Raw genomic sequence first — 24266 nt, forward strand, 5'->3', positions numbered from 1 at the left:
CCCCTGCCCGCCATGACGATGTTTTCGGTCCGCAGTGCCCGCCCTTCGAACGGACATGGCCACGCCGTGCCGATCATCCTGGGCTGCGTGCTGACGGCGGCCGCAGTCGCCCTCGTCGCCTACCTGCTCTGGCCCACCTGGCGCGCCAGCACCTTCAAGGGGCCCGAACGCCTGCCGGTCAGCATCGGCGGCACCGTGTTCAACGTGCCGGCGGCCGCCATCCGGGTGAAGATCCAGCGCCATACGGGGCCGCAGGAGCGCGTCGATCTCGGCTTCGAATATCCCTCGCTCACCCCGCCCGAGGCGCTGCATCACGTCAGCGCCGACCAGATCGACCAGGCGCCGCACCCGATCGATCGCATCTTCGTCTCGATATCGGCACATCACGACGCGATGTCGCCGGAGACGCGACTGAAGACGATCTATCCGCGCTATCTCAATCCGGCTGCCGTGCCGGTGCAGGACGGATTGAGCATGCGAAGCTTCCGCGCGGGCACAGCGTACGACATGGAGGATCTGTTCACGGCCGAGCAGCCTGTGCTGGTCGCCCGCTGCACGCGTGATGCCGCCACGCCGGGCATGTGCCTCAGCGAACGCCGCGTCGAAGGCGCGGATCTGACCTTCAGGTTTCCGCGCGGCTGGCTGTCACAGTGGCAGGACGTCGCCGCGGCCATGGAGCGGCTGACGGCGCAGATGCATGCGGTGAAGTAGTTGGTCGTAGCCCGGATGAGCGCAGCGACATCCGGGCTCTCCGGCACAACGTGTGAACCCGCATGTCGCTTACGCTCATGCGGGCTACGCGATGCGCGCCGTTCTACTTACTCATAAGCTCATCCCCACGGCACTCGAGGGGCGGCCGATGAGCGTCGACACCTTGGCGAGGTTCTCGTGAATGCGCCCTCTCCTTGTGGGAAAGGGCATGGAGGATCGAGCGGCAAACGCACTTGGGTGAGGGGTATCTCGCGACGAGCGCCGCTGGCGGAGAGAGACCCCTCAAGCGAGCCCATTGATAGGCCGGCGTCGCCCTCTCCCACAAGGGGAGAGGGCGCATTCACTGGCACCGCGCCTGATCGTGCATTCTCAAGCGTGGCGAGAGGATCTACTCCACCAGATCGTCTTCCAGGATCGCCATCTGGAATTGGAACGAGCGGTCGTCGTCCTCGTCGTCGACGAACAGAACGCCGATGAACTCTTCGCCGATATAGACTTCGGCGGAGTCTTCCTTCTTCGGCCGCGGCACCACACGGATCTTGGGATTGCCGAACACGCGCTTCAGATACGCGTCGAGCTTCCTGACTTCCTGAACGTCCACGGTGATCTCCAATCGACAGCGAGGTTTGCAGATGATGCGGACGCTACAGCGCGAACGTCCGTGTCCTTATGACTTCGACATTCCGGCCCAAGGATCGAGGCAAGACGAGCGGCGATGTCGAACGCACTGAAAGGGACGCCGTGGATCTCACATTCATTCCGCCAAGACAAACTCAAGACAAACGGCGGATCGTCAAATCCACAGACGCCGATGTGTTGGCACGAATTTCCCTGGATGAGAAGGTCTTGACTTCGCTGTCGACGGAGGCGGTCGCGGCTCAGATCCCGATCGCGTTGATCATCTGATCCATGGTGCGCGACGGCTCCGCACAACCGGCCTCGCCGACGATCTTCGCCGGCACGCCTGCGACGGTGACGTTGTTCGGCACCGGCTTCACGACGACCGAGCCGGCGGCAATGCGCGCGCAATGACCGACCTCGATGTTGCCGAGCACCTTGGCGCCGGCGCCGATCAGCACGCCATGACGAATCTTGGGGTGCCGATCCTCGTTCTCCTTGCCGGTGCCACCGAGCGTCACGCCATGCAGAATCGAGACGTTGTCCTCGATGATGGCCGTCTCGCCGCAGACGAAGCCGGTGGCGTGATCGAGGAAGATGCCGCGGCCGATGCGCGCCGCCGGATTGATGTCGGTCTGGAACACGGCCGAGGAGCGGCTCTGCAGATAGAACGCGAAATCCTTGCGGCTGTTGCGATACAGCCAATGCGCCAGCCGGTGCGTCTGCAGGGCGTGGAAGCCCTTGAAGTAGAGCAGCGGATCGATGAAGCGCGAGGTGGCGGGATCGCGATCGTAGACGGCGACGAGATCGGCGCGGAACGCATGGCCGAGGTCCGGCTCGTCGCGCAGCGCGTCATTGAAGGTCTGGCGGATCAGGTCGCCCGACAGCGCGGAATGATCGAGACGGTCGGCGACGCGGTGCACGACCGAATCCTCGAGCCGGCCGTGGTGCAGGACGGTTGAATAGATGAAGGTCGCGAGCTCGGGCTCGCGGCGCACGATCTCTTCTGCCTCGTGGCGGATCCGATCCCAGATCGGATCAAGCGTCGCCAGCTTGCCGCCCTGCTGCGGATTGGTCTGATGGATAGCCATGGCTGCTTCTCGCAGTTTCAGTGGGCGGGCCTTATAGCACGGCGCATGGAACGGTGTCCCCTGCGGGCTGCGCGAGGCCGGGGGATCCCTCCAGCCAGCCTGCTTCCCAGAGAACACGGGATTGAGACATTTTACGTTCCGCCGATGACGTTCCGGTTGCGCCGCCATGCCATTCGGCACCGCGTCGGCTCAAGGTGGGCAGCAGGAACCCGAAATCAAGGTGGGCCTCGGGGGTAGCAATCGGTTCCGGCACCTGGGGCACTCTGCGGGAGGGCGGAAGGGACGGATACCGGCGGCTGCGGCAAAAAGGAACCACCCGGGGACAGAAGGCCGGCCATTCCCCCGTTCGATCACGGGAGCGGCTTTACCATCCATCGCTCTGCGTCTACTAGTGAATATCGCCCTGACCATATTTCGGCCACGGTGCTCCTGATCGGGGGACACGGGTATCAGTAACACTCAGATCCTGGACGAACGCGCAACCGAGGCCGGATTGGCCTGGCTCCCCGTCATCGTCATCCCGCTCTTCCTCGTCGCGCCGGCGCTATGGAACGGCTACCCGCTGCTGCAGTGGGACACCGGGGGCTATCTCGCGCGCTGGTACGAAGGCTATCTGGTGCCGAGCCGCTCGACCGTGTTCGGGCTCTATCTGCATTTTGGCGAAGGCTCGAGCTTCTGGCTCAATCTCGGCCTGCAGGCGCTGGCGACGCTCTGGATCCTGCAGCTCACCTTGCGCGTGCTGGGGCTGGCCCAGCCGCTGCGCCTGCTCTGGATCGGCCTGCTGCTGATCCTGACCACCGCCCTGCCCTGGCTCGCCAGCATGCTGCTGACCGACATCTTCGCCGGCCTGTCGGTGCTGGCGCTCTACATCATGGTCGCGCACGCACGCCGGATCTCCATGCTGGAAAGATGCGCGCTGTTCGGCTTCGTGGCCTTCGCCTCCGCCACCCACAGCGCCACGCTCGGCGTGCTGTTCGGCCTGTGCTGCGCCGGCTGGATCGGCTATCCCTGGCTGCGCCGGCAGATCGCGCTCTCCGGCCTGGTCCAGGCCAGCATGACGATCGTCGCGGGTGCGGCGATGCTGCTCGCAGCCAACTTTGCCCTGTCCGGCCAGTTCGCGTGGACGCCGGGCGGCACCGGGGTCGCCTTCGGCCGCATGCTCCAGGACGGCATCGTGGCGCAATATCTGAAGGACCATTGCGCTCGCGAGAAGCTGAAGCTCTGCCCCTATCGCAACGAGCTGCCGCCCACCGCCGACGACTTCCTCTGGGGCAACAGCATGTTCAACAAGCTCGGCCGCTTCGAGGGCATGAACGACGAGATGGGCTTCATCGTGAAGCGGTCGCTCGCGGCCTACCCGCTGTGGCAGGCCAGGGCCGCCGCGGTCGCCACCGCCGAGCAGTTGATGCATGTGGCGACCGGCGAAGGCACCAATGGCTGGCTGCCGCATACCTATGGCATCATCGAGCGCTACGTCCCCTCGCAGCTCAAGAAGATGCGCGCCGCACACCAGCAGCATTGGGACATCAATTTCGCCGACGTCAACTGGCTGCACGTGCCGGTCGCGCTGGCCTCGATGCTGGCGGCGGCGGCGATCGCGGCGCACGCGATCTGGCGCCGGCGGCGCGACGATGTGGCTTTGCTCGCCAGCACCGTGACCCTGGCGCTGCTGGGCAATGCCCTGATCTGCGGTGTCATCTCCGGCCCGCATGACCGCTACGGCGCGCGGATGGTGTGGATCGCCACCTTCACCGCGCTGATCGCCGCGGCGAGGTGGTTCAGCGGCGAGCGCGTGGAAGGCTCGGCGGAACGCCTCCCGTAGCCCGCTTGAGCGGCAGCCGAAGCCCAGAGGGCGAAGGCGGGAGCGACATGCGGGTTCACACGCGCCGCTCGGACAACCCCGGGGGTCGCTGCGCTCGCCCGGGCTACGGCTTCAGCGCCGTGACAGGAAGTCGACGACCCCGGCCTTGTAGACCTTGTCGCCGACAGCGCGCATGTGATCGCGATTGGGGATGTCGAGCACTTCGGCACCGGGGATGAGCGCGCCGAGCGCCGGACCCGAGCCCGACACTTCGTCGGTGGTGCCGACCGCCACCAGCACCGGCACCGCGATGCGGCCGGCGTCCTCGCGCGAGATCAGGCCGCGCGAGCCGCGCATGCAGGCGGCCAGCGCCAGGCGGTCGGAGCGGGTCTGGTCGGCGAAGGCGCGGAAGGTGCGGCCCACGGGATCGGTCACGTCGTCGATCGACGGCGCCTCGAGCGCGACGGCGACGTTCTCGCCGGGACCGCCGCCTTCGATCATCGCCATGCCGATGCCACCGAAGATCGCCGAACGCAGCCGCTCGGGCGCGGTCAGCGCGATATGTGCGGCGATGCGGCCGCCGAGCGAGTAGCCCATCACGTCGGCGCTGGCGAGGCCGAGATGATCCATCAGCGCCGTGACGTCGCTCGCCATCGCCGCGATCGAATACAGCGCGGGGTCGTACAGCTTGCCCGAATCGCCATGGCCGCGATTGTCGAGCGCGATCACTCGGCGGCCGTCCTTGCGCAGCTCGGAGGTCCAGGCCGGGTAGACCCAGTTGACGTTCTTGCTCGACGCAAAGCCATGGACGAGCACGATCGGATCGCCCTCCCCCTCATCGATGAAGGCAATTTCAACGGCGCCGTTGTGAAAGCTCGGCATCGGTCGCGAATCCCGGAACGCTGGAGTGAAGCTGGTCGGACGAAGTCTAGATCATGATGCGATTCCACGGAATCGCATCATGATCTTATCCCTTTGTTTGAGCATGATCTTTTCGGAAAACCGGCTTCCACTTTTCCGGATCATGCTCTAGCCGCAGGACGCGGTTGCGGCCAGTTCGGGAGCGACGACCGCGGCCTGCATCCGGCGCAGGCGGCGTCGCCGGCTCCGGTCGAGCCAGGCCTGGGTGGCCCGCTCGGTCATCGCCTTCAGCGATGCGACGAAGCTGAGCAGCGTCATCAGCGCGCCGAACAGCCACAGCGCGAGATTGAACGCGCCGGCGGTCAAGAGCAGCGCGCCGCGGCCGAGCAGCTTCAGGATCGCCCGCGTCTGCCCACCCTTGGCCTCGGCGAGCCGGGCCGCGCGGGCGATGTCCTTCGGCCCTTCGGCGAGCTTGAGCGAATCCAGTGCGCCGCGCGTGCCGGCCTTCTCAGTGATGCGGCCGACATCCTTGGCGAGCCGCACCAGCGCGCCGGCCTTCTCGGCGCGGAACGCCGCGCGGATCGCGGTCGCGGTCTGGCCAGGACGAAGCACCGAGCCCGAGGCCACCGCCTGCTGCAACAGCGGCGCATCGACCACATCCCGCGCCGAGCGTCCGGCCCAGGCGGCGAGCCCCTCGCCGAGCCGGCCGACCTTTCGCGCATCCTTCACCAGCGTCAGCCCGGCCCGCACCGGCGCGGCAGTGCCTGCCGAGGCATAGGTCGCGGCAGTGACGGCAAGGCCGGCCGTGGCCAGGCCCAGCACCAGGCGGTCGGTCTCCTCGCCCATCACCAGATGCTTGCCTTCGCGCACCGCGTCGCGGATGTCGCCGAACACGAAGAGGTCGCCAGCCACGGTGCCGGACAGGCTCGCGACGTCGTCGGCCTGGCCGGTGACGAGCCCGGTCGCGAACCGCTTGGCGACGCTGGCCGGTGCCTTCTCGGCGGCCGCCGCATCGCTCACGCGCTGCACCAGCGCGTCATCGAGTGTCACCTGATGATCCCGCGCGAGCGCAACGAAGCTCTCGGCGAGATCCGGATCGCCGGCTTCGAGCGCATCCTTGATGCCGCTGGTGATGCGCGCCGGATCGGTCTGCAGCACCGAGGCGACCTGAAGCTCCGACAGCCGCGCCGGATCATCCTGCGCCGCCATGATGGCTCCGGCCCCATAGGCGTGCGGCCATACCGCAGCGCCGACTGCGGCGCTGACGGCAAGCCCGGCCAGCGCCAGACTGAGTCCCAGCTTGATTCGCTTCGAGATCACGCCGCCTTCACGTTTTCGCGGGAACGATGCGAAGAGACATAGTAATTTCCGTGCCTGACACAACGGCCTCGACGAAAGAAGGGCTTCTCGGCGGCCCTGAGTTTGTGTCGAATCCACAAGCCACAACATAACGGCGTGCGTTGCATCAAACGCGGGTTCCCAGCACTAGGAATTGGCATCAAGGCTCAGTATGGTCGCGCCGTTTTCGACGCGTGCGGCCGTGCGACCTCAGTCCCGTCCTGTTCCGTCGTGCTGACCGCATACGCTCCCGTTGCCACGCGAGGTAATACCGATGGCCGATAACATCGTCCCGCATTTCAACAACGATGCCGGTGTCCCCGTCATCGAGATCGGCTCGCATGAGTTCATGTGCGTGGGCGCCAATCCGCCGTTCGATCATCCGCACGTGTTCCTCGATCTCGGCAACGACAAAGAGATCATCTGCCCGTATTGCTCGACGCTGTACCGCTATGCGCCGGACCTCGCCGCCGGCGAGGCGCGGCCCCCGGAATGCGTGCTGAAGGACGTCGCCTGATCGGCGTGTCGTGGCATCGCGTACCGTCTATGTGGCGGGAGCCGGGATCGGCGGCCTGACGGCCGCGCTCGCGCTCGCCACCAAGGGCTTCCGCGTCGTCGTGCTGGAGAAGGCCGAACGGCTCGAGGAGGTCGGCGCCGGCCTGCAGCTGTCGCCCAATGCCAGCCGGATCCTGCTCGACCTCGGCCTCGGGCCGCGGCTGACCGCGCGCGCGGTGGTGCCGGACGCCGTCAGCATCATGAGCGCGCGGGCCGGCGGCGAGATCGCCCGCCTGCCGCTCGGCGAGGCCGCGAGCCAGGCAGCGGGCGCGCCCTATTGGGTGATCCACCGCGCCGACCTGCAGGCGGCGCTGGCCGCGGAGGTGATGGCGCATCCGGACGTCGAGCTGCGGCTCGGCTGCCAGTTCGAGGACGTCGCCGCCCACGCCAAGGGCCTCACCGTGGTGCATCGCCGCGGCAATGAGCGCCGCCAGGACGTGGCGCTGGCGCTGATCGGCGCCGACGGCGTGTGGTCGACGGTCCGGCACCATCTGTTTCCGCAGGTCCGCGCCGAGTTCTCCGGCCTGATCGCCTGGCGCGGCACGCTCGACGCCCGGCAATTGCCGCGCGAACTGACCGCCGCGCGGGTGCAGCTCTGGATGGGTCCCGCGGCCCATCTCGTCGCCTATCCGATCTCGGCTGGCCGGCAGGTCAATGTGGTTGCGGTGGTACCGGGCACCTGGAACCGGCCGGGCTGGAGCACGGAGGGCGATCCGGGCGAGCTGAAGGCGGCGTTCGCGCCGCCGCGCTGGCCGGCGACGGCGCGGCTGCTGCTCAATGCGGTCGACGGCTGGCGCAAATGGGCGTTGTTCGGCGTCCCCGAAGGCATCGAATGGACCGAGGGCAGCGTCGCGCTGCTCGGCGACGCCGCGCACGCCATGCTGCCGTTTGCGGCGCAAGGCGCGGGAATGGCGGTCGAGGATGCGGTGGTGCTGGCCAAGAGCCTGAGCGAGGCGCGCCCGGACGGTCACGGCGCGATCCCGGCTGCGCTGAAACGCTACGCCAAGCTGCGCCGCCCGCGCGTCGGCCAGGTGCAGCGCACCGCGCGCAACCAGGGCCGGCTCTATCACATGACCGGACCGCTGGCGCTGGCCCGCGATCTCAGCATCAAGGCGCTCGGCCCGCAGCGCCTGTCGGCGCGGCAGAGCTGGATCTACGACTGGCGGCCGTAGGCGGAGAGCGCCGTCTCAGTAGACCGAGCCATCCCGCGGCAGGGTCGACGGCGTGCCCGCACCGGAGGCCATCGGCCGCGCGGGGCGCGCCGCCGGCTTGACCGGCCTCCCAGGCTTGGCGGCCGCCGGCTGCGGCGCCGGAGTTTCCTGGCACTTGTTGCGGCGCCAGGCCTCTTCGGCGAACTGGGTCTGGCCTCGGATCGCGATATAGTCGTTGCGATAGGCGACCTCGGCCACCACCGCGCCGCCGGCTCCGGTCTCCGCCTTGGCCATCAGGCCCTGCAGCTCGGCCGCGCGCCCGGCGAGCGCCTTGCGCTCGGCCTCGAGCTGCTTGCAGTCATAGAGCTCGTACTTGGCCGGATCCGCGAAGGCGGTCGACACACTGTCGCTCATGCCGGCGCAGCCCGACAGCAGCGATCCCACCCCGAGCAGTCCCGCGGCCAGCGCGACGCGAAGCCGATCGCTGGTCATGCAGCCCCGATCGTGCAGCGGCCGCGAGCCATGGGGTCGATCTTGGGCTCGATCTTGGGCCGATCGGCCGCGGACATCGGCCCGAACGGCGGCAGCGTTCGCCTCTGCGATGGTCTTCGGATTCGTCACGCTCACCTCGCCCGACGACTGGTCCGCAAGGCATGCGGATCCGAATCGTTTTCTCGTGATGGGTCCGTGCCTTACAACGGCCGCTTCGTCCATGTCTTGCACCAGATGATCCCAGACCTGACAAAGCGCTTCAGCGCCAAGGCAATCTCAAAGCAGCTGGTGACGGCCGGATTGAGGCTTTACCAAGGCGCTCGCGCTGGCTTAAGCAGAGGATGAGCTTTGGAGTCAAAGTGCAACTCGTCCGGCGTCGCCGGATGATGCGTCAGGTCTCCAAGATCAAAGCGCGGACGTGGCGGAATCGGTAGACGCAAGGGACTTAAAATCCCTCGATGGCAACGTCGTGTGGGTTCGAGTCCCACCGTCCGCACCAGCCCTGTGCACGCCTCGCTCGACTGCCCTGCCCGGCTCAGTTCAGCGCCGCCAGCCGCTCCAGCTCGGCGAGATCGGTGACCTCCAGCCTGCCCTCCGCAATCGTCAGGATCTTGCGATCGCGAAACAGCGCGAGCACGCGGCTGACATGGACCGAGGTCACGCCGACGGCGTCGGCGATGTGCTGCTGCTTCAAGGGAAACGGATAGCGGTGGTGCTGGACCACGCCGTCCACCGCGACCCGCCGCATCAGGCTGAGCAGCAGATGCGCGATCCGGCGCTCGGCCGGACGCTGGCCGAGCACGGTGATGAGCTCGTAGGAGGCTCGACCGTTGTCGCCGAGCGAGCGGAACACCTCCATCATGACCAGTTCGTCGGCACGGCACTGCTTGCGGACCTCCTCGCCATCGAGCCGGCTGACCTGGACCTGGGTCAAGGCCTTGGCCGAGAAGCTCATGCCTTTGGCGAAGATCGCCGCCGGCGAGAAGATGTCGCCCGGCAGCAGGAAGCGCAGGATCTGGCGGCCGCCATCCGACAACTGGATGTAACGGAATGCCCAGCCGCTGCAGAGCACGAGCACGTCGTCGCGCGCCTCGCTCTGGCATTTGATCTGCTGGCCGGCCCGGACGCTGAAGAACTGCTGATTGAGCCGCGGCAGCGCCGACTGCGCCCGGCAGGCCCTGAACAGCGCGGCACAGAATCCGGAATCGACGTGGGTGCAGGAGACGCAGCAGCCGGCGAGATCGGGTTCTGATCGCAGCATCAAGGGGTGCGCGCGCTTCCGTCCCGCCGACCCGGATTCGTCATCCGGTCATCGGGACGCTGTGGCGGTCGATCGGGGGCGGCGGATGCCGAAGCCTTCGACCTGCGTCGCAGCTAAAATGGAACCGGTCCGCAGCGATATAACCTGGATTAATCATGCGGCTGAAAGTCGCCCATCCGTCCCGACGGCCGTCGCAGCGCGACACCCGAAGCATGATCGACGCCGCTTGCGCCTACGCCGCCTGCGCTCGCGCCGTCAGCTCCGCCATGGTGGTGGACTTGAAGCTCGGCCGCGCCTCCAGCCGCTCGATCCACGCGACGAGATTGGGATGGCCGGCGGTCAGCTCCGCCCATTCCGGCGTCAGCGACAGGAAGCTCGCCTGCGGCGCGGCCTGCAGATCGGCCAGCGACAGATGATCGCCGACCATGAATGGCTGCTCGCCGAGCAGCCGCGACAACTCCGCGATGACGGCTCTCGCCTGCGGCATCGCGCGCGCGATCGCAGCCTCGTCGGTGGTCGTGCCGAAGAATTGCGGGCCGATGATGCGCTGGAAGAGGATGACGTTGCACACGCCCTGGAACAGGTACCAGTCGCTGATGTTCATCACCTGGTCCATGCGCGCGGCCTGCCGGACATCCGCGGGCGTCAGGGCCGGCTCGGGCAGCACGCGGTCGAGATAGCGCAGGATCGCCTGGGTCTCGTACAACGCGAAGCCGTCATGCGCGAGCGCCGGCACGCGCCCGAAGGGATGACGCGCCAGATGCGCCGCCCCCTTGGAGTCACCCGGCGCCATCGCCGCGAGCCGATACGGAACGCCTTTCTCCTCCAGCGCAATCAACACGCTGCGCCCGAACGGGCTTCCCGGCACGGAATGGACGACGAACTCGGACATCACGATCTCCCCACGCTTATGATGAACTTCTCATGATGACGCCGGCGGCCGCTCGGCCTCGGCCAGGAAACGCTGCAGCAGCCCCGGCCAGCCGCCGTCGACATCCCGCCGCATCGACGCGCCGGCCTCGCTGCCCATGGTTTCGAACTTGTGGTGCAGCAGTTCGACCCGGGTCGCGTCCGGGCCCTCGGCCACGAACTGCACGTCGACCTCCGAGCGCATCGCGGCATCCGGCTTCCACTGCGCATCGACCTGCCACAGCATGATGAAGCGATGCGGCGGCTCCCACAGCGTGATCGTCGCGACCGTGGTCGCCGTGCCGTCCTCGGCGATCTCGAGCCAGTGGCCGCCGAGCTTCGGCTCCAGCAGCACCTTCTCGATCGGCTTGCGGCCGACCCCATGCGTATGCGGCCACCAGCGCGTCAGGCCGCGCGTGAACACGTCGAAGGCATGATCGATCGGCGCCCGGACATGGACAAGCTTCCGGACCGGCGCGATCACGGCACCCTCACTCATCGATCCTCCCTTTCGTCTGCCGATGCGTGCGCTCCGCCTCGATCTTGAAGGCGAGCAGCGCGTCGTCCCAGAAGCTGTCGAGCCAGTCGCGCAGCTCGGCCAACCCCTCACGGCGCAAAGCGTAGATGCGCCGCACCCCCTCGCTGCGTTCCTCGACCAGGCCGGCATCCTTCAGCACCTTCAGATGCTGCGAGACGGCCGGCCGCGACACCGGCATTCCCGCCGCAATCGCGTGGACCGGGCGCGGCCCGCCGCGCAGCCGCTCGAACACCTCCCGCCGCGTCGGGTCCGCCAAAACGTTCAGCGCCACTTCGTAAGTCATGACTTACTGTAAGCCAATACTTACCAAACTGTCAAGGATGCCGGCTCGACGCGGAACACGAGAGTCTGATCCAGCAGATCTCGCCACCGCCGGTTGCAGGGAGAAACCCGCCGTTAACCACAACCGAACCACGGTGGAACCAACGGCTGCCGGCGTTCCGAGTCGATCACCTGCGTGCGACGTTCCGAGGCCAGCCGGGGCTCGCCATCAATGAGAGGCACGATGCTGGGATTCCGCAGCCGAAAGAACGAACCGTCGGATGCCCCGCCCGCCCCCGACACGGACGCACACGACGCCTTCCAGGACACGCTGGCGCGGTGCCTGGGCGACTGGGCGGACGGCAGGCTCAACCGCGATGTCGCTGATGTCGACGCTGCCGCGCTACGTGCCAGGCTCAAGCCGCAACTGATCGAGGCCATCCATCGCCTGGGCATCGCGCTGGCCACCCGCGCCTCCCAGGACCTGGATTCCATCGTCGACCTCTGCATCAACAGCAACGAAGCCTCGATCAGCGCGGCGCGCCTGATCGGCGCCTCCAACAATCAATCCGAGCGCTGCCAGAGCCTCGCTTCGGCCTCGGTGGAGATGCAGGCCTCCGTGCACACCATCCGGGCGACGTCGACCCAGGCTGCAGCCGAGGCCGCCGCGACCCGCCAGGCCGTCGAGGACAGCGTGACCGCGGTGCGGCGGACGTTGCAGACGATGAACGGCATCGCCAGCTCTGTGCGCGACACCTCGGCAAAGATCGCCGATCTCAGCGCCGCCTCCGCCGAGATCGGATCCATCGTCGGCACCATCGACGCGATCGCCAACCAGACCAACCTGCTGGCGCTCAATGCCACCATCGAGGCGGCGCGCGCCGGCGAGTTCGGACGCGGCTTCGCCGTCGTTGCGGCCGAGGTCAAGAACCTGTCGCAGCAGACGACCAAGGCGACGGAGGACATCAAGGGCCGCATCGAGCGGCTGCAGGGCGAGATGAGCGGCATCGTCGAGGCCATGGCCGGCGGCGCCAAGGCGGTCGAGGTCGGCATGTCCGAGATGGACGATCTGGCGCAGGCGATCGATCAGGCCGGCACCCGGACCGCGGTGGTCAGCACCAAGATGGACGAAATCTCCGGCATTCTCGCCGAGCAGTCCGCCGCGACCGACGAGGTCGCACAGGGCATCACCATCATCGCCGATCTCGCGACCGCCAATGCCAACGAGGTGATGTCGCTCGCGGACACCATGGGCAAGACGGACGCGAAGGTCGGCAAGATGCTGGGCGAGATCGCCAAGCTTTCGCTGGACCACCAGGTGGTGAGACTGGCCAAGGCCGACCATGTGATCTGGAAAAAGCGGCTGGTCGACATGTCGGTCGGCCGGCTGCAACTGCGCGCCGACGAGCTCTCCGATCATCACACGTGCCGGCTCGGCAAATGGTACTATGGCGAAGGCGGTCGGCGTTTGGCCGGGGATCCGGCATTCCGCAACCTCGAGCGCCCGCACGAGGCGGTGCACCGCCACGGCAAGGAAGCGGCGCGGCTGTTCAGCTCAGGGCACATCGAGGAAGCGCTCAATGAGATCGGCCGGGTCGAGGTCGCATCCAGCGAGGTGCTGGCGGCGCTGGACCAGATCAAGGCGTGATTGAAGATCGTCGTTCCGCGTGAGATGCGTAGCCCGGATGAGCGCAGCGACATCCGGGCTACGCATCTCACGCACGGCGGTGGCGAACCCGCATGTCGCTGCGCTCATGCGGGCTACACGACCTCCGCTACTCGCTCTTCTCGACGTTCCAGAACACCGGCACGGCCTGCCCTTCCAGCACGCCGGTGATCGACTTGCGCCAGGCGCTCGGCATGAACCATTGGCCGAGCGGCACGTAGATCACCTGATCGTAGACCTCCTGCTGAATCTGGGCGGCGATCCGCTTCTGGTCCTCCGGCTTGGTGGCCTTGGCGAAGGCGTCGCGCAGCTCCTCCATCCTGGGATCGTCGGGCCAGCCGAACGGGCTCTTCTGGCCGCGTGCGCCGACGAAGGTGCTGCCGATCGGATTGCCGGAGTCGGCGATCACCGAGTTGGTGAAGAACATGTTCCAGCCGCCCTCCTTCGGCGACTTCTGGCTGGCACGCCGCGTCACCACGGTCTGCCAGTCCGTCGTCTGCAGATCGACCTTGAACCCGGCGGCGCGCAGGAGCTGCGCAGCGACCACCGGCTGCGCCTTCAGGGTGATCGCATCGCCCGGCGCGAGGATCACGACGGGCGTGCCGTCATAGCCGGCCTCGGCCAGCAGCTTCTTGGCCTGCTCCATGCCGTTGCCCTTCACCAGCGTCTCCGAGCCGACGTCGGATTCGAGCGGCGTGCCGCAGCCGAACACGGCGCCGCAGATCGTGTAGTACTTGGCGTTGCCGACCAGCGCGTCGAGCACGTCCTTCTGGTTCAGCGCCAGGAAGGCCGCACGGCGGATCTTCACGTTGTCGAACGGCGGAAACAGGAAGTTCATGCGTCCCAGGGTCTGGTAGCCGAACTTGTTCAGCACGTTCATCGACAGATCGGGATTGCCGGCGAGCACCGGCTCGAGGTCGAGCGGCGGGAATTCCATGAAGTCGATGTCACCGGCCTGCAGCGCGTTGACGGCCGTCTGCGCATCGGGCATCGAGACCCACTCGACGCGATCGACCTTCACCACCTTGCCGCCGGCGGTCCAGCTCGGCGGCTCCTTGCGCGGCACGTAGTCGATGTTCTTCTCATAGACCGCCTTCACGCCCGGCTGGAATTCCGCCTTGACGAACTTGAACGGTCCGGAGCCGATCTGCTCCGAGATCTGCTGGTTCGCGGGCGTCTCGGCGAGACGCTTCGGCATCATGAACGGTACGTAGGACGACGGCTTGCCGATGGATTCCAGCACCAGGCCGTACGGCTGCTTCAGCTTCAAGGTGATGGTCTTGGCGTCGGTGGCCTCGAGCGAGGCGGTCGCCTCCATCAGCTTCTGGCCCATGCTGTCGTTGCGGCTCCAGCGCCTCAGCGAGGCGACGCAGTCCTCGGCGGTGACATCAGTGCCGTCGTGCCACTTCAGGCCGTCGCGCAGGGTGAAGGTGTAGGTCAGCTTGTCGTCGGAGACCTTCCAGTCCGCCATCTGCGGCTGGACCTGAAACTTGGCGTCCGTCCCGAGCAGGGTGTCGTACACCATGTAGCCGTGGTCGCGTGTGATGTAGGCCGGCGTGAACACGGGATCGATCACGCGCAGGTCCGAATGCATCACCGCCGTGATCGTCTTCTTGCCGGCGAAGGCCTCGGTCGTGACGCCCGCCATCGACACGGCCATGACCGAAGCGACGAACCATGAAACGAGCGCGGATGCGGTCCGGCGCGGAGTATGTGACATGCGATCTCTCTTGGCGTGAGCTTCCATCCGGGGGCCCTGACACCGATCAAGGCCTGACGAGGCGTCCTGCGTCGCGTCTGCAAACGCTTCAGCGAACAGTCTCGGCGAGGAGACTTGCAGCAGTTCCCTCGCAGGTCAATCGCCATGGGCGCATGGGTCGCCGCATCACGCGGATGCACATATCGCGATTGCGTCGATCACGTCCCGCCATCTGGAACTCGGCGGCTCCCGGTCTGTTATGCGCAGCAGCAAGGAGCCTGATGATGCCGAATGAAGTCACCAAACCGCGGGACAGCCGACGTCCGGCCATGCCGATCCGCACCGAGAAGAACCCGTCCCAGGATCAGATCAGCCCGCCCTTGATGGTCGAGGGTCTCGAAGCGGTGCGCGATCCGCACTGCTGAAGGGCGCTCACGCACGGGCGAATGCGGGAACAAAAAAGAGACGCGGCGAAGTTTCCACTTCGCCGCGTCTTTGTTTGCATCACGAGTGCGTTCGCCGCCTACTCGCTCTTGTCGACGTTCCAGAACAGCGGCGTCGCCGGGCCGTCGAGCACGCCGCTCAGCGACTTGCGCCAGCCGCTCGGTACCAGATACTGGCCGAGCGGGATGTAGATCACCTTCTCGTAGTTCAGCTTCTGGATCTCGGTGGCGATCTTCTTCTGCTCGTCGAGCGAGGACGATCGCGCATAGGCGTCGCGCAGCTTCTCGATCTCGGCATCCTCGGCCCAGCCGAACCAGCCGCCCTTTGTGCCGCGGCCGCCGACCGAGACGTTCACCACGGGATTGGCGACGTCGGCGCCGACCCAGTTGGTGAAGAACATGTTCCAGCCGCCCTCCTTCACAGGTTTCTGGCTGGCGCGCCGCGTCACCACGGTCTGCCAGTCGGTGGCCTGCAGGTCGACCTTGAAACCGGCCTCGCGCAACAGTTGCGCCGCCACCACGGGCTGCGCCTTCAGGGTGGTGACGTCGCCCGGCGCCATGATCGCGATCGGCGTGCCGTCATAGCCGGACTCGGCAAGCGCCTTCTTGGCTTCCGCCATGCCGTTGCCCTTGATCAGCGTCTCGGCGCCGACGTCGGTCTCGAGCGGCGTGCCGCACACGAACACGGCGCCGCAGATCTTCTGATACTTCTCATTGCCGACCAGCGCGTCGAGCACGTCCTTCTGGTTCAGCGCGAGGAAGGCCGCGCGGCGCACCTTCACGTTGTCGAACGGCGGGTTGAGGAAGTTCATGCGGCCGAGCGTCTGGAAGCCGAACTTGTTCAGCACGTCGATCTTGAGCTCGGAGTTCGCCTCCAGCACCGGCAGCATGTCGTAGGGAAGGTTCTCCATGAAGTCGATGTCGCCTGACTGCAGCGCGTTCACCGCGGTCTGCGCATCCGGCATCGTGATCCACTCGACGCGGTCGACCTTCACCACCTTGCCGCCGGACGTCCAGCTCGCCGGCTCCTTGCGCGGCACGTAGTCGGTGTTCTTCTCGTACACCGCCTTCACGCCCGGCTGGAATTCCGCCTTGACGAATTTGAACGGGCCCGAGCCGATCTGCTCGGGAATCTGCTGGCCCGCCGGCGTCTCGGCGAGACGCTTCGGCATCATGAACGGCACCAGCGAGGACGGCTTGGCGATCGACTCCAGGACGAGTCCATAGGGCTCCTTCAACTTGAGCACGATGGTCTTGGCATCCGCAGCCTCGAGGCTCGCCGTGAAGTCCATCAGCTTCTGGCCCATGCCGTCGTTGCGGCCCCAGCGCTTCAGCGAGGCGACGCAGTCCTCGGCGGTCACCGGCGTGCCGTCATGCCATTTCAGGCCGTCGCGCAGGGTGAAGGTGTAGGTCAGCTTGTCGTCGGAGATCTTCCAATCCGCCATCTGCGGCTGGACCTTGAAATTCGAATCGGTCGCCAGCAGCGTGTCGTAGACCATGTAGCCATGGTCACGGGTGATGTAGGCCGTCGTGAATCCGGGATCGATGACGCGCAGATCCGAATGCATCACCGCCGTGATCGTCTTCTTGCCGGCTGCGATGGCCTGGGTGCTCAGCGCCGTCGAGAGCGAAAGCATGGAAACGGCGAGGCTCGTCGCGAGCGTCAGACGTTTCCAGCGCGGGCTGTGGAACATTACGAGGTCTCCTGAGTGGATGGTTTGACCTGAAACTGATCAGATCCAGACCATTCGTTGGGCGTGCAGATCAATCCTTGTGCGAACTAACATGCTGTAAGTCGCGAGCTTTCGACAGTTGCAGAGGTCGCCTTTCGCGTCAATCCGCATTCAGCGCATGCGGCCCTGGGCTGAGAATGCCGTTAACGTCTGCATAGCTTTCGCTTTACAAGGCGCGCGCAACTCCGTCTCGTGTCATGAGATCGCGACAAAGCCTTGAGAGAGCACAAATGAATCCAGCCCATCTTCCCTTCGATACCGACATCATGCTGCAGGGCTTGCGCGGCTGGGTCGAATGCGAAAGTCCGACCTGGGACGCCGCCGCGGTGGAGCGCATGCTGGATCTTGCCGCGCGCGACATGGCGATCATGGGTGCGACGATCGAGCGCATCGCCGGACGCCAGGGCTTCGCCGGCTGCGTGCGCGCGCGATTCCCGCACCCGCGGCAGGGCGAGCCGGGCATCCTGATCGCCGGCCACATGGATACCGTTCACCCCGTCGGCACGCTGGCCAAGCTGCCGTGGCGCCGCGACGGCAACCGATGCTACGGGCCCGGCATCTGCGACATGAAAGGCGGCAACTATCTCTCGCTGGAAGCGATCCGCCAGTTGAGCAAGGCGTCCATCGCCACGCCGCTGCCGATCACCGTCCTGTTCACGCCTGACGAGGAGGTCGGCACGCCCTCGACCCGCGACATCATCGAAGCCGAGGCGCAGCGCAACAAATACGTGCTGGTGCCCGAGCCGGGCCGTCAGGACAATGGCGTGGTGACCGGCCGCTATGCCATCGCCCGCTTCAATCTCGAGGCGATCGGACGTCCGAGCCATGCCGGCGCACGGCTCGGCGCGGGCCGTTCCGCGATCCGGGAAATGGCGCGACAGATCCTCGCCATCGACGGCATGACGACCGAGGACTGCACCTTCTCGGTGGGCATCGTGCATGGCGGCCAGTGGGTCAATTGCGTCGCCACCACCGCCACCGGCGAAGCGCTCAGCATGGCGAAACGGCAGGCCGATCTCGATCGCGGCGTGGAGCGCATGCTCGCCCTGTCCGGCACCACCGACGACGTGACCTTCAAGGTGACGCGCGGCGTGACGCGGCCGGTGTGGGAGCCGGATTCCGGAACCATGGCGCTGTACGACAAGGCGCGCGGAATCGCCGAGCAGCTCGGCCTGTCGCTGCCGCACGGCTCGGCAGGCGGCGGCTCGGATGGCAATTTCACCGGCGCGCTCGGCATTCCAACCCTCGACGGCCTAGGGGTGCGCGGCACCGACATGCACACTCTGAACGAGCACATCGAGATCGACAGCCTCGCCGAGCGCGGCCGCCTGATGGCGGGACTGCTCGCGACGCTCGACTAGATCGCGGCACGCGACGGCGCGCAGCCCGCATGAGCGTCAGCGACATGCGGGTCCCGCTCGTCGGCGCGGTCGCTGCGCTCGCCCGGGCTACGCTGCGCAGCAGCACGGTTTCATTTTCCGGGACCTGCACGGGGCGAGTGGACAATCACTCCGCAGCGCGCGCATGATGGCATGCGGCTTGCAAAGTTTCCGAGAAGGTTCGCCGCAAAAGTGCTGCGACATTGTTCGCAAATGCGATGGTTCGCGCGGATCACGAACACCGTGTCATCCTGCGCGCAGGAGCGGGCGAGCGCACATCGGAGACCTTGAAAGCGATGGACATCGGTGACATGCACACTCTCTCACGACGTTGCGCGCGTCGCCCCAGCACCATGAAGGCGGTTCTCTCAAGATGATCGGTTATCTGCTTCGCCGCATCCTCGCGTCCATCCCCGTGATGGGCGTGGTGGCGCTGTTCGTCTTTCTCCTGCTGCGGCTGACGCCGGGCGATCCCGCCGCGATTCTCGCCGGCGACAACGCGACTCCGGAGCAGCTCGAGCGCATCCGCATCACGCTCGGCTTGCACGAGCCGCTCTACATCCAGTTCTTCACCTGGATCAATCAGCTGCTGCATGGCGATCTCGGCGTCTCGCTGATCTCGAAGGTGCCGGTGCTGCAGATGATCGGCCAGCGCATCGAGCCGTCGATCTCGGTCGCGATCTCGACCATCATCCTGTCGATCCTCGTCGCCGTCCCGCTCGGCGTCATCGCGGCCTGGAAGCACGGCACCTGGATCGATCGTTTCGTGATGGCGCTCTCGGTGATCGGCTTCTCGGTGCCGGTGTTCGTCATCGGCTACATCCTGATCCAGGTGTTCGCGATCAACCTGCGCTGGGTCCCCGTTCAGGGCTTCAAGAGTCTCAGCGCCGGCTTCGGCCCGTTCTTCGAGCGCATCATCCTGCCGACCTGCGCCTTGTCCTTCATCTACGTCGCACTGATCGCGCGCATGACGCGCGCCGCGATGCTCGATGTGCTCGGCGAGGACTTCGTGCGCACCGCCCGCGCCAAGGGCGTCAGCGAGATCGCGGTGCTGCTGCGGCACGCGCTGCGCAATGCGGCGGTGCCCGTCATCACCGTGATCGGCTCCGGCTTCGCGCTGCTGATCTCCGGCGTCGTGGTCACCGAGAGCGTGTTCAACCTGCCGGGCATCGGCCGCCTCACCGTCGACGCCGTGCTGGCGCGCGACTATCCGGTCATCCAGGGCATGATCCTTCTGACCTCCTTCATCTATCTCGCGGTCAATCTGCTGATCGACCTCGCCTACACCCTGCTCGATCCCCGCATCCGCTACTGAGGCCCTGTTCCGATGGCAATCGTCACCACTCCTGAGCCGTCGATCCCGGTCACCACGCGACTCGGGCCCCGGTTCGGCTTTCTGACCTCGACCCCGATCATCGCCGTGGCCACGGTGTGCCTGTCGCTGATCGTGATCATCTCGATCCTGGCGCCGCTGCTGGCGCCGCACGACCCGGTGCTGCTCGCGCCGGCGCAGCGGCTCAAGCCGTCGAGCGCGCAATATCTGCTCGGCACCGACGCCTACGGCCGCGACCTGTTGTCGCGCACGATCTATGGCGGCCGCATCTCGCTTCTGGTCGGCGTCGGCGCGGCGATCATCTCGATCGCGATCGGCCTGGTGATCGGCCTCGTCTCCGGCTTCTTCCGCTGGGTCGACGCCATCATGATGCGGGTGATGGACGGCCTGATGGCGATCCCGAGCATCCTGCTCGCCATCGCCGTGGTGTCGCTGTCCGGCGCCAGCGTCGGCACCGTGATGATCGCGATCACCATCGTCGAGATCCCGCGCGTCGCTCGCCTCGTCCGCTCCGTCGTGCTGACCGCGCGCGAGGAGCCCTATGTCGAGGCCGCGATTTCATTGGGCACGTCGATGCCCAAGATCATGTGGCGGCACCTGATGCCGAACACGATCGCGCCGCTGATCGTCCAGGGCACCTACATCTGCGCCGCCGCGATTCTCACCGAGGCGATCCTGTCGTTCCTCGGCGCCGGCATCAGCCCGGAGACGCCGACCTGGGGCAACATCATGGCCGAGGGCCGCTCCTACTTCCAGATCAAGCCGTCGCTGATCTTCTGGCCCGGCCTGCTGCTGTCGATCGCGATCCTGTCGATCAACCTGATCGGCGACGCCGCCCGCGACGCCCTCGACCCGCGCATGAAGCAGCGCGAGGCCGGCAAGTGACGGCACCGCTTAGCCCAGATGATCATCTCACTTTTCGTCATTGCGAGCGAAGCGAAGCAATCCAGGGCCACGCCCGCGACTCTGGATTGCTTCGTCGCTTCGCTCCTCGCAATGACGGCGGAGACCTGACCTAATGACCGACACCATCCTCGACATCGACAATCTCGTCGTCACCGTCGGCAAGACGAAGAACCCGAACGGCCCGCGCATCATCGACGGCGTCTCGATCAAGGTCGAGAAAGGCGAGACGCTCTGCGTCGTCGGCGAGAGCGGCTCGGGCAAGTCCGTGACCTCGCTGACCACGATGGGCCTGCTGCCGAAGAACGCGCTGCATGCCGTCGGCGGCAGCGTCAAGCTGGTCGGCGAAGAGCTGCTCACCGCGACCGATCGCCGGCTGCGTGAGCTGCGTGCCACCCGGATGGCGATGATCTTCCAGGAGCCGATGACCGCGCTCAATCCGGTCGTGCCGGTCGGCCGCCAGATCGACGAGGTGCTGCGCGCGCATACGTCGCTCGATGCACGGGCGCGGCGCAAGCGCATCCTCGACATGATGGAGCAGGTCCACCTGCCCGACGTCGAGCGAATCTTCGGCTCCTATCCCCATCGCCTGTCCGGCGGCCAGCGCCAGCGCATCATGATCGCGATGGCGCTGGTGCTCGAGCCGAAGCTGCTGATCGCCGACGAGCCGACCACCGCGCTCGACGTCACCACGCAGAAGCAGATCCTGTCGCTGATCCGCGAGCTGCAGCGCGATCACGGCACGGCGGTGCTGTTCATCACCCACGACATGGGCGTGGTCGCCGAGATCGCCGACCGCGTCGCGGTGATGCGCCAGGGGCGCCTGGTCGAGACCGGCGCGCTCGACAAGATCCTGCGCGCGCCCGAGATGGACTACACGCGCAACCTGCTGGCCTCCGTGCCCAGCCTGATCCCGCGCCCGCCCCGCCCTGAGAGCACCGAGCCGGTGGTGCTGGAGACCAACGAGCTCGGCAAGGTTTATCGCGAGCGCTCGTTCCTCGGCAAAGCGCGCGAGGTCGTCGCCGCGCAGAACGTCACCCTCACCCTGCGCAAGGGCCGCACGCTCGGCATCGTCGGCGAGAGCGGCTCCGGCAAGTCGACGGTGGCCCGCTGCATCGTCAGGCTGATCGATCCGACCTCCGGCGGCGTCCGCCTTGCCGGCCACGAGATCTCGATCCTGACGCGGCGGCTGCTGCAGCCGCACCGCAAGCGCATCCAGATCGTGTTCCAGGATCCCTACCGCTCACTCAACCCGCGCCTCACCGTCGGCGAGAGCATCGCCGAGGGGCCCGTCAATTACGGCACGTCGCACGATAAGGCGATGGCGCGGGCGCGCGAGCTGCTGGAGCTGGTCGGCCTGCCCGCGGACGCGATCTCGCGCTATCCGCACCAGTTCTCCGGCGGCCAGCGCCAGCGCATCGCGATCGCACGCGCGCTCGCGCTCGATCCGGACGTGCTGGTGGCGGACGAAGCCGTCTCTGCACTGGACGTGTCGGTGCAGGCGCAGGTGCTGGAGCTGCTCGACGAGATCCAGCGCCGGCTCGGGATCGCGATCCTGTTCATCACGCATGATCTGCGCGTTGCCGCGCAGATCTGCGACGACGTCGTCGTGATGCAGAAGGGCCGCATCGTCGAACAGGGCCCGGCCGGCGAGATCCTGACGCATCCGAAGGAGGCCTATACCAGGTCCCTGCTCGAAGCGGCCCCCGGACGGAACTGGGACTTTGCCAACTTCCGGCCGGTGGCGGAAGCGGTGGCGTAGCAGCGCTGCCGTAGCCCGCATGAGCGAAAGCCGGCGCGCGGAACGCGCGGCGGCGCCAGCGACATGCGGGATCTCACGAACTGCGGCGCTGAACCAGGATGTCGCTCCCGCCTTCGCCCTTCGGGCGCAGGCGTCCGCTCATCCGGGCTACGCGTTAGCGGCATGCAAAACGGCATCGCTCCATCGCTTGCGTGGGCCGCGAACCCGGGTCTAACGTCATCATACGTTCAACGGCCTGAGGCGAAGTAATGACGCGCGTCGCGATCGGCGGCTTCCTGCACGAGACCAATACATTCGCTCCGACGAAAGCGGACTACGACGCGTTTATGCATGGCGGCGGCCGCGGCTCGATCGTTGATGCGACCTCCGTGCTCACGACGATGCGCGGCATCAATGCCGGCCAGGCCGGCTTCATCGCGGTCGCGGAAGCGAACGGCTGGGAGATCGTTCCCACCATCGCCTGTGCGGCGAGCCCCTCCGCACATGTCACCCGGGATGCGTTCGAGCGCATCACGACCACGATGGTCGATCGCATCAGGGCTGCCGGGCCGCTCGACGGCGTCTATCTCGATCTGCACGGCGCGATGGTGACCGAGCATCTCGACGACGGCGAAGGCGAGATCCTCGCCCGTATCCGCAAGGTGATCGGCCCGCACGTGCCGCTGGTCGCGAGCCTCGACCTGCACGCCAACGTCACGCCCGAGATGATGGCGCATGCGGATGCGCTGATCGCCTATCGCAAATATCCACACACCGACATGGCCGACACCGGACGCGCGTCGGCGGAGCATCTCGCGCTGCTGCTGCGGTCGAAAGAGCCGCTTGCCAAGGCATTCCGGCAGTTGCCGTTCCTGATCCCGATCAGCTGGCAGTGCACCAACGACCAGCCGACCAAGGGCATCTACGAGAAGCTCGCGGCGCTGCAGAGCGAGGCGGTGCCGACACTGTCCTTCGCGCCCGGCTTTCCCGCCGCCGATTTCGCCCATTGCGGCCCGAGCGTGTTCGCCTATGGCCGGACGCAGGCCGACGCGGACGCCGCGGCGGATGCGATCGCGGCGATCGTCACCGGCCACGAGGATGATTTCGACGGCCGCATCTACGCGCCCGATGACGGCGTACGCCATGCCATGACGCTGGCGAAGACGGCGACGCGCCCGATCGTGATCGCCGACACCCAGGACAATCCCGGCGCCGGCGGCGACTCCGACACCACCGGCATGCTGCGCGCGCTGGTGCGCAACCGCGCCAGCCGTGCCGCGATCGGCATGATCTACGATCCGCAGGCGGCGCTCGCCGCCCATGCAGCCGGCGAAGGGGCCACCGTGACGCTGTCGCTCGGCGGCAAGAGCGGCATTCCCGGCGATGCGCCGTTCGAGGAAAGCTTCATCGTCGAGAAGATTTCCGACGGCCGTTTCGTCGCGCCCGGCCCATTCTACGGCGGTCGCAAGATGGAGATGGGACCGTCCGCGGCACTGCGCATCGGCGACGTCAGGGTCGTGGTGGCCTCGCACAAGTCCCAGCTCGCCGACCAGGAAATGTATCGCTTCGTCGGCATCGAGCCGACCGAACAGGCCATTCTCGTCAACAAGAGCTCGGTGCATTTCCGCGCCGATTTCGAACCGATCGCCGAACATCTCCTGATCTGCGCCGCGCCCGGCGCGATGCCCGCCGATCCCTCCACCCTGCCCTGGACCAGCTTGCGTCCGGGCATCCGCCTCAAGCCGAAAGGCCCGGCGTTCAACGCATAAACCTCTCAACGGA

At 66.7% G+C, this 24266-nt stretch carries 22 protein-coding genes and 1 tRNA gene; 12 read left to right on the forward strand and 11 right to left on the reverse strand.

The annotated features are described in order from the left end of the window. Positions 1–12: 12 nt before the first annotated feature. On the forward strand, positions 13–711 hold the full coding sequence (locus QW845_RS08065; protein WP_315801073.1) for a hypothetical protein: 699 nt from the start codon (positions 13–15) through the stop codon (positions 709–711). Between the two features lie 388 nt (positions 712–1099). Here the strand turns inward: QW845_RS08065 and QW845_RS08070 are convergent, their stop codons facing one another. Continuing rightward, entirely contained in the window at positions 1100–1312 is a 213-nt protein-coding gene (locus tag QW845_RS08070; protein WP_006611186.1) for a DUF3126 family protein, read from the reverse strand. 277 nt (positions 1313–1589) lie between these two features. Next, positions 1590–2420 carry a serine O-acetyltransferase gene (gene cysE, locus QW845_RS08075; RefSeq protein ID WP_315801074.1) on the reverse strand — a complete coding sequence of 277 codons (831 nt, stop codon included), beginning with the start codon at positions 2418–2420 and terminating at the stop codon, positions 1590–1592. Between the two features lie 493 nt (positions 2421–2913). Here cysE and QW845_RS08080 point away from each other — a divergent pair, with 493 nt between their 5' ends. Beyond that, positions 2914–4242, forward strand: coding sequence for a hypothetical protein (locus tag QW845_RS08080; RefSeq protein ID WP_409997882.1), 1329 nt, complete (start codon positions 2914–2916; stop codon positions 4240–4242). 111 nt (positions 4243–4353) lie between these two features. Here QW845_RS08080 and QW845_RS08085 read toward each other — a convergent pair whose 3' ends face one another. Next, positions 4354–5103, reverse strand: a complete 750-nt coding sequence (locus QW845_RS08085) for an alpha/beta hydrolase (RefSeq protein WP_315801075.1) — start codon at positions 5101–5103, stop codon at positions 4354–4356. Between the two features lie 147 nt (positions 5104–5250). Beyond that, the gene (locus QW845_RS08090) at positions 5251–6402 is read right to left on the reverse strand and encodes a hypothetical protein (protein WP_409997883.1); all 1152 of its coding nucleotides are present in this window, start codon (positions 6400–6402) and stop codon (positions 5251–5253) included. Between the two features lie 292 nt (positions 6403–6694). Here QW845_RS08090 and QW845_RS08095 point away from each other — a divergent pair, with 292 nt between their 5' ends. Both QW845_RS08095 and QW845_RS08100 read left to right on the forward strand, forming a co-directional pair. Then, positions 6695–6937, forward strand: a complete 243-nt coding sequence (locus QW845_RS08095) for a zinc-finger domain-containing protein (protein WP_315714692.1) — start codon at positions 6695–6697, stop codon at positions 6935–6937. Positions 6938–6947: 10 nt separating this feature from the next. Then, positions 6948–8147, forward strand: a complete 1200-nt coding sequence (locus QW845_RS08100; protein WP_315801076.1) for an FAD-dependent monooxygenase — start codon at positions 6948–6950, stop codon at positions 8145–8147. Positions 8148–8162: 15 nt separating this feature from the next. Here QW845_RS08100 and QW845_RS08105 read toward each other — a convergent pair whose 3' ends face one another. After that, the gene (locus QW845_RS08105; protein WP_315801077.1) at positions 8163–8618 is read right to left on the reverse strand and encodes a hypothetical protein; all 456 of its coding nucleotides are present in this window, start codon (positions 8616–8618) and stop codon (positions 8163–8165) included. 412 nt (positions 8619–9030) lie between these two features. Here QW845_RS08105 and QW845_RS08110 point away from each other — a divergent pair. Continuing rightward, positions 9031–9117: transfer RNA gene (locus QW845_RS08110), tRNA-Leu, on the forward strand. 36 nt (positions 9118–9153) lie between these two features. Here the strand turns inward: QW845_RS08110 and QW845_RS08115 are convergent. From QW845_RS08115 to QW845_RS08130, 4 genes are all read right to left on the reverse strand, one after another. Beyond that, positions 9154–9879, reverse strand: a complete 726-nt coding sequence (locus QW845_RS08115; protein WP_315801078.1) for a Crp/Fnr family transcriptional regulator — start codon at positions 9877–9879, stop codon at positions 9154–9156. Between the two features lie 232 nt (positions 9880–10111). Next, positions 10112–10771 carry a glutathione S-transferase family protein gene (locus QW845_RS08120; RefSeq protein WP_315801079.1) on the reverse strand — a complete coding sequence of 220 codons (660 nt, stop codon included), beginning with the start codon at positions 10769–10771 and terminating at the stop codon, positions 10112–10114. 30 nt (positions 10772–10801) lie between these two features. After that, positions 10802–11287, reverse strand: coding sequence for an SRPBCC family protein (locus tag QW845_RS08125; RefSeq protein ID WP_315801080.1), 486 nt, complete (start codon positions 11285–11287; stop codon positions 10802–10804). Next, entirely contained in the window at positions 11280–11609 is a 330-nt protein-coding gene (locus QW845_RS08130) for a metalloregulator ArsR/SmtB family transcription factor (protein WP_315801081.1), read from the reverse strand. Before QW845_RS08130 ends, QW845_RS08125 begins: the two co-directional genes overlap by 8 nt. A 222-nt stretch (positions 11610–11831) precedes the next feature. On the opposite strand from QW845_RS08130, the gene QW845_RS08135 reads away from it, so the two are divergent. Then, entirely contained in the window at positions 11832–13235 is a 1404-nt protein-coding gene (locus QW845_RS08135; protein ID WP_315801082.1) for a methyl-accepting chemotaxis protein, read from the forward strand. Positions 13236–13362: 127 nt separating this feature from the next. On the opposite strand, the gene QW845_RS08140 is transcribed toward QW845_RS08135, so the two are convergent. Further along, positions 13363–14973 (reverse strand): ABC transporter substrate-binding protein, encoded by a 1611-nt coding sequence (locus QW845_RS08140; protein ID WP_315801083.1) that lies wholly within the window; start codon positions 14971–14973, stop codon positions 13363–13365. 263 nt (positions 14974–15236) lie between these two features. Here QW845_RS08140 and QW845_RS08145 point away from each other — a divergent pair, with 263 nt between their 5' ends. Continuing rightward, entirely contained in the window at positions 15237–15377 is a 141-nt protein-coding gene (locus QW845_RS08145) for a hypothetical protein (protein WP_315801084.1), read from the forward strand. 98 nt (positions 15378–15475) lie between these two features. On the opposite strand, the gene QW845_RS08150 is transcribed toward QW845_RS08145, so the two are convergent. Then, complete coding sequence (locus QW845_RS08150) at positions 15476–17089, reverse strand: ABC transporter substrate-binding protein (RefSeq protein WP_315801085.1); 1614 nt, start codon at positions 17087–17089, stop codon at positions 15476–15478. 269 nt (positions 17090–17358) lie between these two features. Between QW845_RS08150 and QW845_RS08155 the strand changes: the two genes are divergently transcribed. From QW845_RS08155 to QW845_RS08175, 5 genes are all read left to right on the forward strand, one after another. Continuing rightward, the gene (locus QW845_RS08155) at positions 17359–18489 is read left to right on the forward strand and encodes a M20/M25/M40 family metallo-hydrolase (RefSeq protein WP_315801086.1); all 1131 of its coding nucleotides are present in this window, start codon (positions 17359–17361) and stop codon (positions 18487–18489) included. A 391-nt stretch (positions 18490–18880) separates the two neighbouring features. Then, positions 18881–19822, forward strand: a complete 942-nt coding sequence (locus tag QW845_RS08160; protein ID WP_315801087.1) for an ABC transporter permease — start codon at positions 18881–18883, stop codon at positions 19820–19822. Between the two features lie 12 nt (positions 19823–19834). After that, a complete protein-coding gene (locus QW845_RS08165) occupies positions 19835–20725 on the forward strand; it encodes an ABC transporter permease (protein ID WP_315801088.1) in 891 nt (296 codons plus the stop codon). 133 nt (positions 20726–20858) lie between these two features. Continuing rightward, a complete protein-coding gene (locus QW845_RS08170; RefSeq protein ID WP_315801089.1) occupies positions 20859–22505 on the forward strand; it encodes an ABC transporter ATP-binding protein in 1647 nt (548 codons plus the stop codon). Between the two features lie 248 nt (positions 22506–22753). Next, on the forward strand, positions 22754–24253 hold the full coding sequence (locus QW845_RS08175) for a M81 family metallopeptidase (RefSeq protein WP_315801090.1): 1500 nt from the start codon (positions 22754–22756) through the stop codon (positions 24251–24253). The last annotated feature ends 13 nt before the right edge of the window (positions 24254–24266 follow it).

This window comes from Bradyrhizobium sp. SZCCHNS3002 (genome assembly GCF_032377435.1).
Lineage (GTDB): Bacteria > Pseudomonadota > Alphaproteobacteria > Rhizobiales > Xanthobacteraceae > Bradyrhizobium.

Bases quoted from the DNA above. Each gene is read 5' to 3' on its own strand.
- QW845_RS08160 (WP_315801087.1), top strand. From the start codon at position 18,881: ATGATCGGTTATCTGCTTCGCCGCATCCTCGCGTCCATCCCCGTGATG.
- QW845_RS08065 (WP_315801073.1), top strand. From the start codon at position 13: ATGACGATGTTTTCGGTCCGCAGTGCCCGCCCTTCGAACGGACATGGC.
- cysE (WP_315801074.1), bottom strand. From the start codon at position 2,420: ATGGCTATCCATCAGACCAATCCGCAGCAGGGCGGCAAGCTGGCGACG.
- QW845_RS08125 (WP_315801080.1), bottom strand. From the start codon at position 11,287: ATGAGTGAGGGTGCCGTGATCGCGCCGGTCCGGAAGCTTGTCCATGTC.
- QW845_RS08175 (WP_315801090.1), top strand. From the start codon at position 22,754: ATGACGCGCGTCGCGATCGGCGGCTTCCTGCACGAGACCAATACATTC.
- QW845_RS08150 (WP_315801085.1), bottom strand. From the start codon at position 17,089: ATGTTCCACAGCCCGCGCTGGAAACGTCTGACGCTCGCGACGAGCCTC.
- QW845_RS08135 (WP_315801082.1), top strand. From the start codon at position 11,832: ATGCTGGGATTCCGCAGCCGAAAGAACGAACCGTCGGATGCCCCGCCC.
- QW845_RS08115 (WP_315801078.1), bottom strand. From the start codon at position 9,879: ATGCTGCGATCAGAACCCGATCTCGCCGGCTGCTGCGTCTCCTGCACC.
- QW845_RS08165 (WP_315801088.1), top strand. From the start codon at position 19,835: ATGGCAATCGTCACCACTCCTGAGCCGTCGATCCCGGTCACCACGCGA.
- QW845_RS08120 (WP_315801079.1), bottom strand. From the start codon at position 10,771: ATGTCCGAGTTCGTCGTCCATTCCGTGCCGGGAAGCCCGTTCGGGCGC.
- QW845_RS08085 (WP_315801075.1), bottom strand. From the start codon at position 5,103: ATGCCGAGCTTTCACAACGGCGCCGTTGAAATTGCCTTCATCGATGAG.
- QW845_RS08145 (WP_315801084.1), top strand. From the start codon at position 15,237: ATGCCGAATGAAGTCACCAAACCGCGGGACAGCCGACGTCCGGCCATG.
- QW845_RS08140 (WP_315801083.1), bottom strand. From the start codon at position 14,973: ATGTCACATACTCCGCGCCGGACCGCATCCGCGCTCGTTTCATGGTTC.
- QW845_RS08095 (WP_315714692.1), top strand. From the start codon at position 6,695: ATGGCCGATAACATCGTCCCGCATTTCAACAACGATGCCGGTGTCCCC.
- QW845_RS08130 (WP_315801081.1), bottom strand. From the start codon at position 11,609: ATGACTTACGAAGTGGCGCTGAACGTTTTGGCGGACCCGACGCGGCGG.
- QW845_RS08170 (WP_315801089.1), top strand. From the start codon at position 20,859: ATGACCGACACCATCCTCGACATCGACAATCTCGTCGTCACCGTCGGC.
- QW845_RS08155 (WP_315801086.1), top strand. From the start codon at position 17,359: ATGAATCCAGCCCATCTTCCCTTCGATACCGACATCATGCTGCAGGGC.
- QW845_RS08105 (WP_315801077.1), bottom strand. From the start codon at position 8,618: ATGACCAGCGATCGGCTTCGCGTCGCGCTGGCCGCGGGACTGCTCGGG.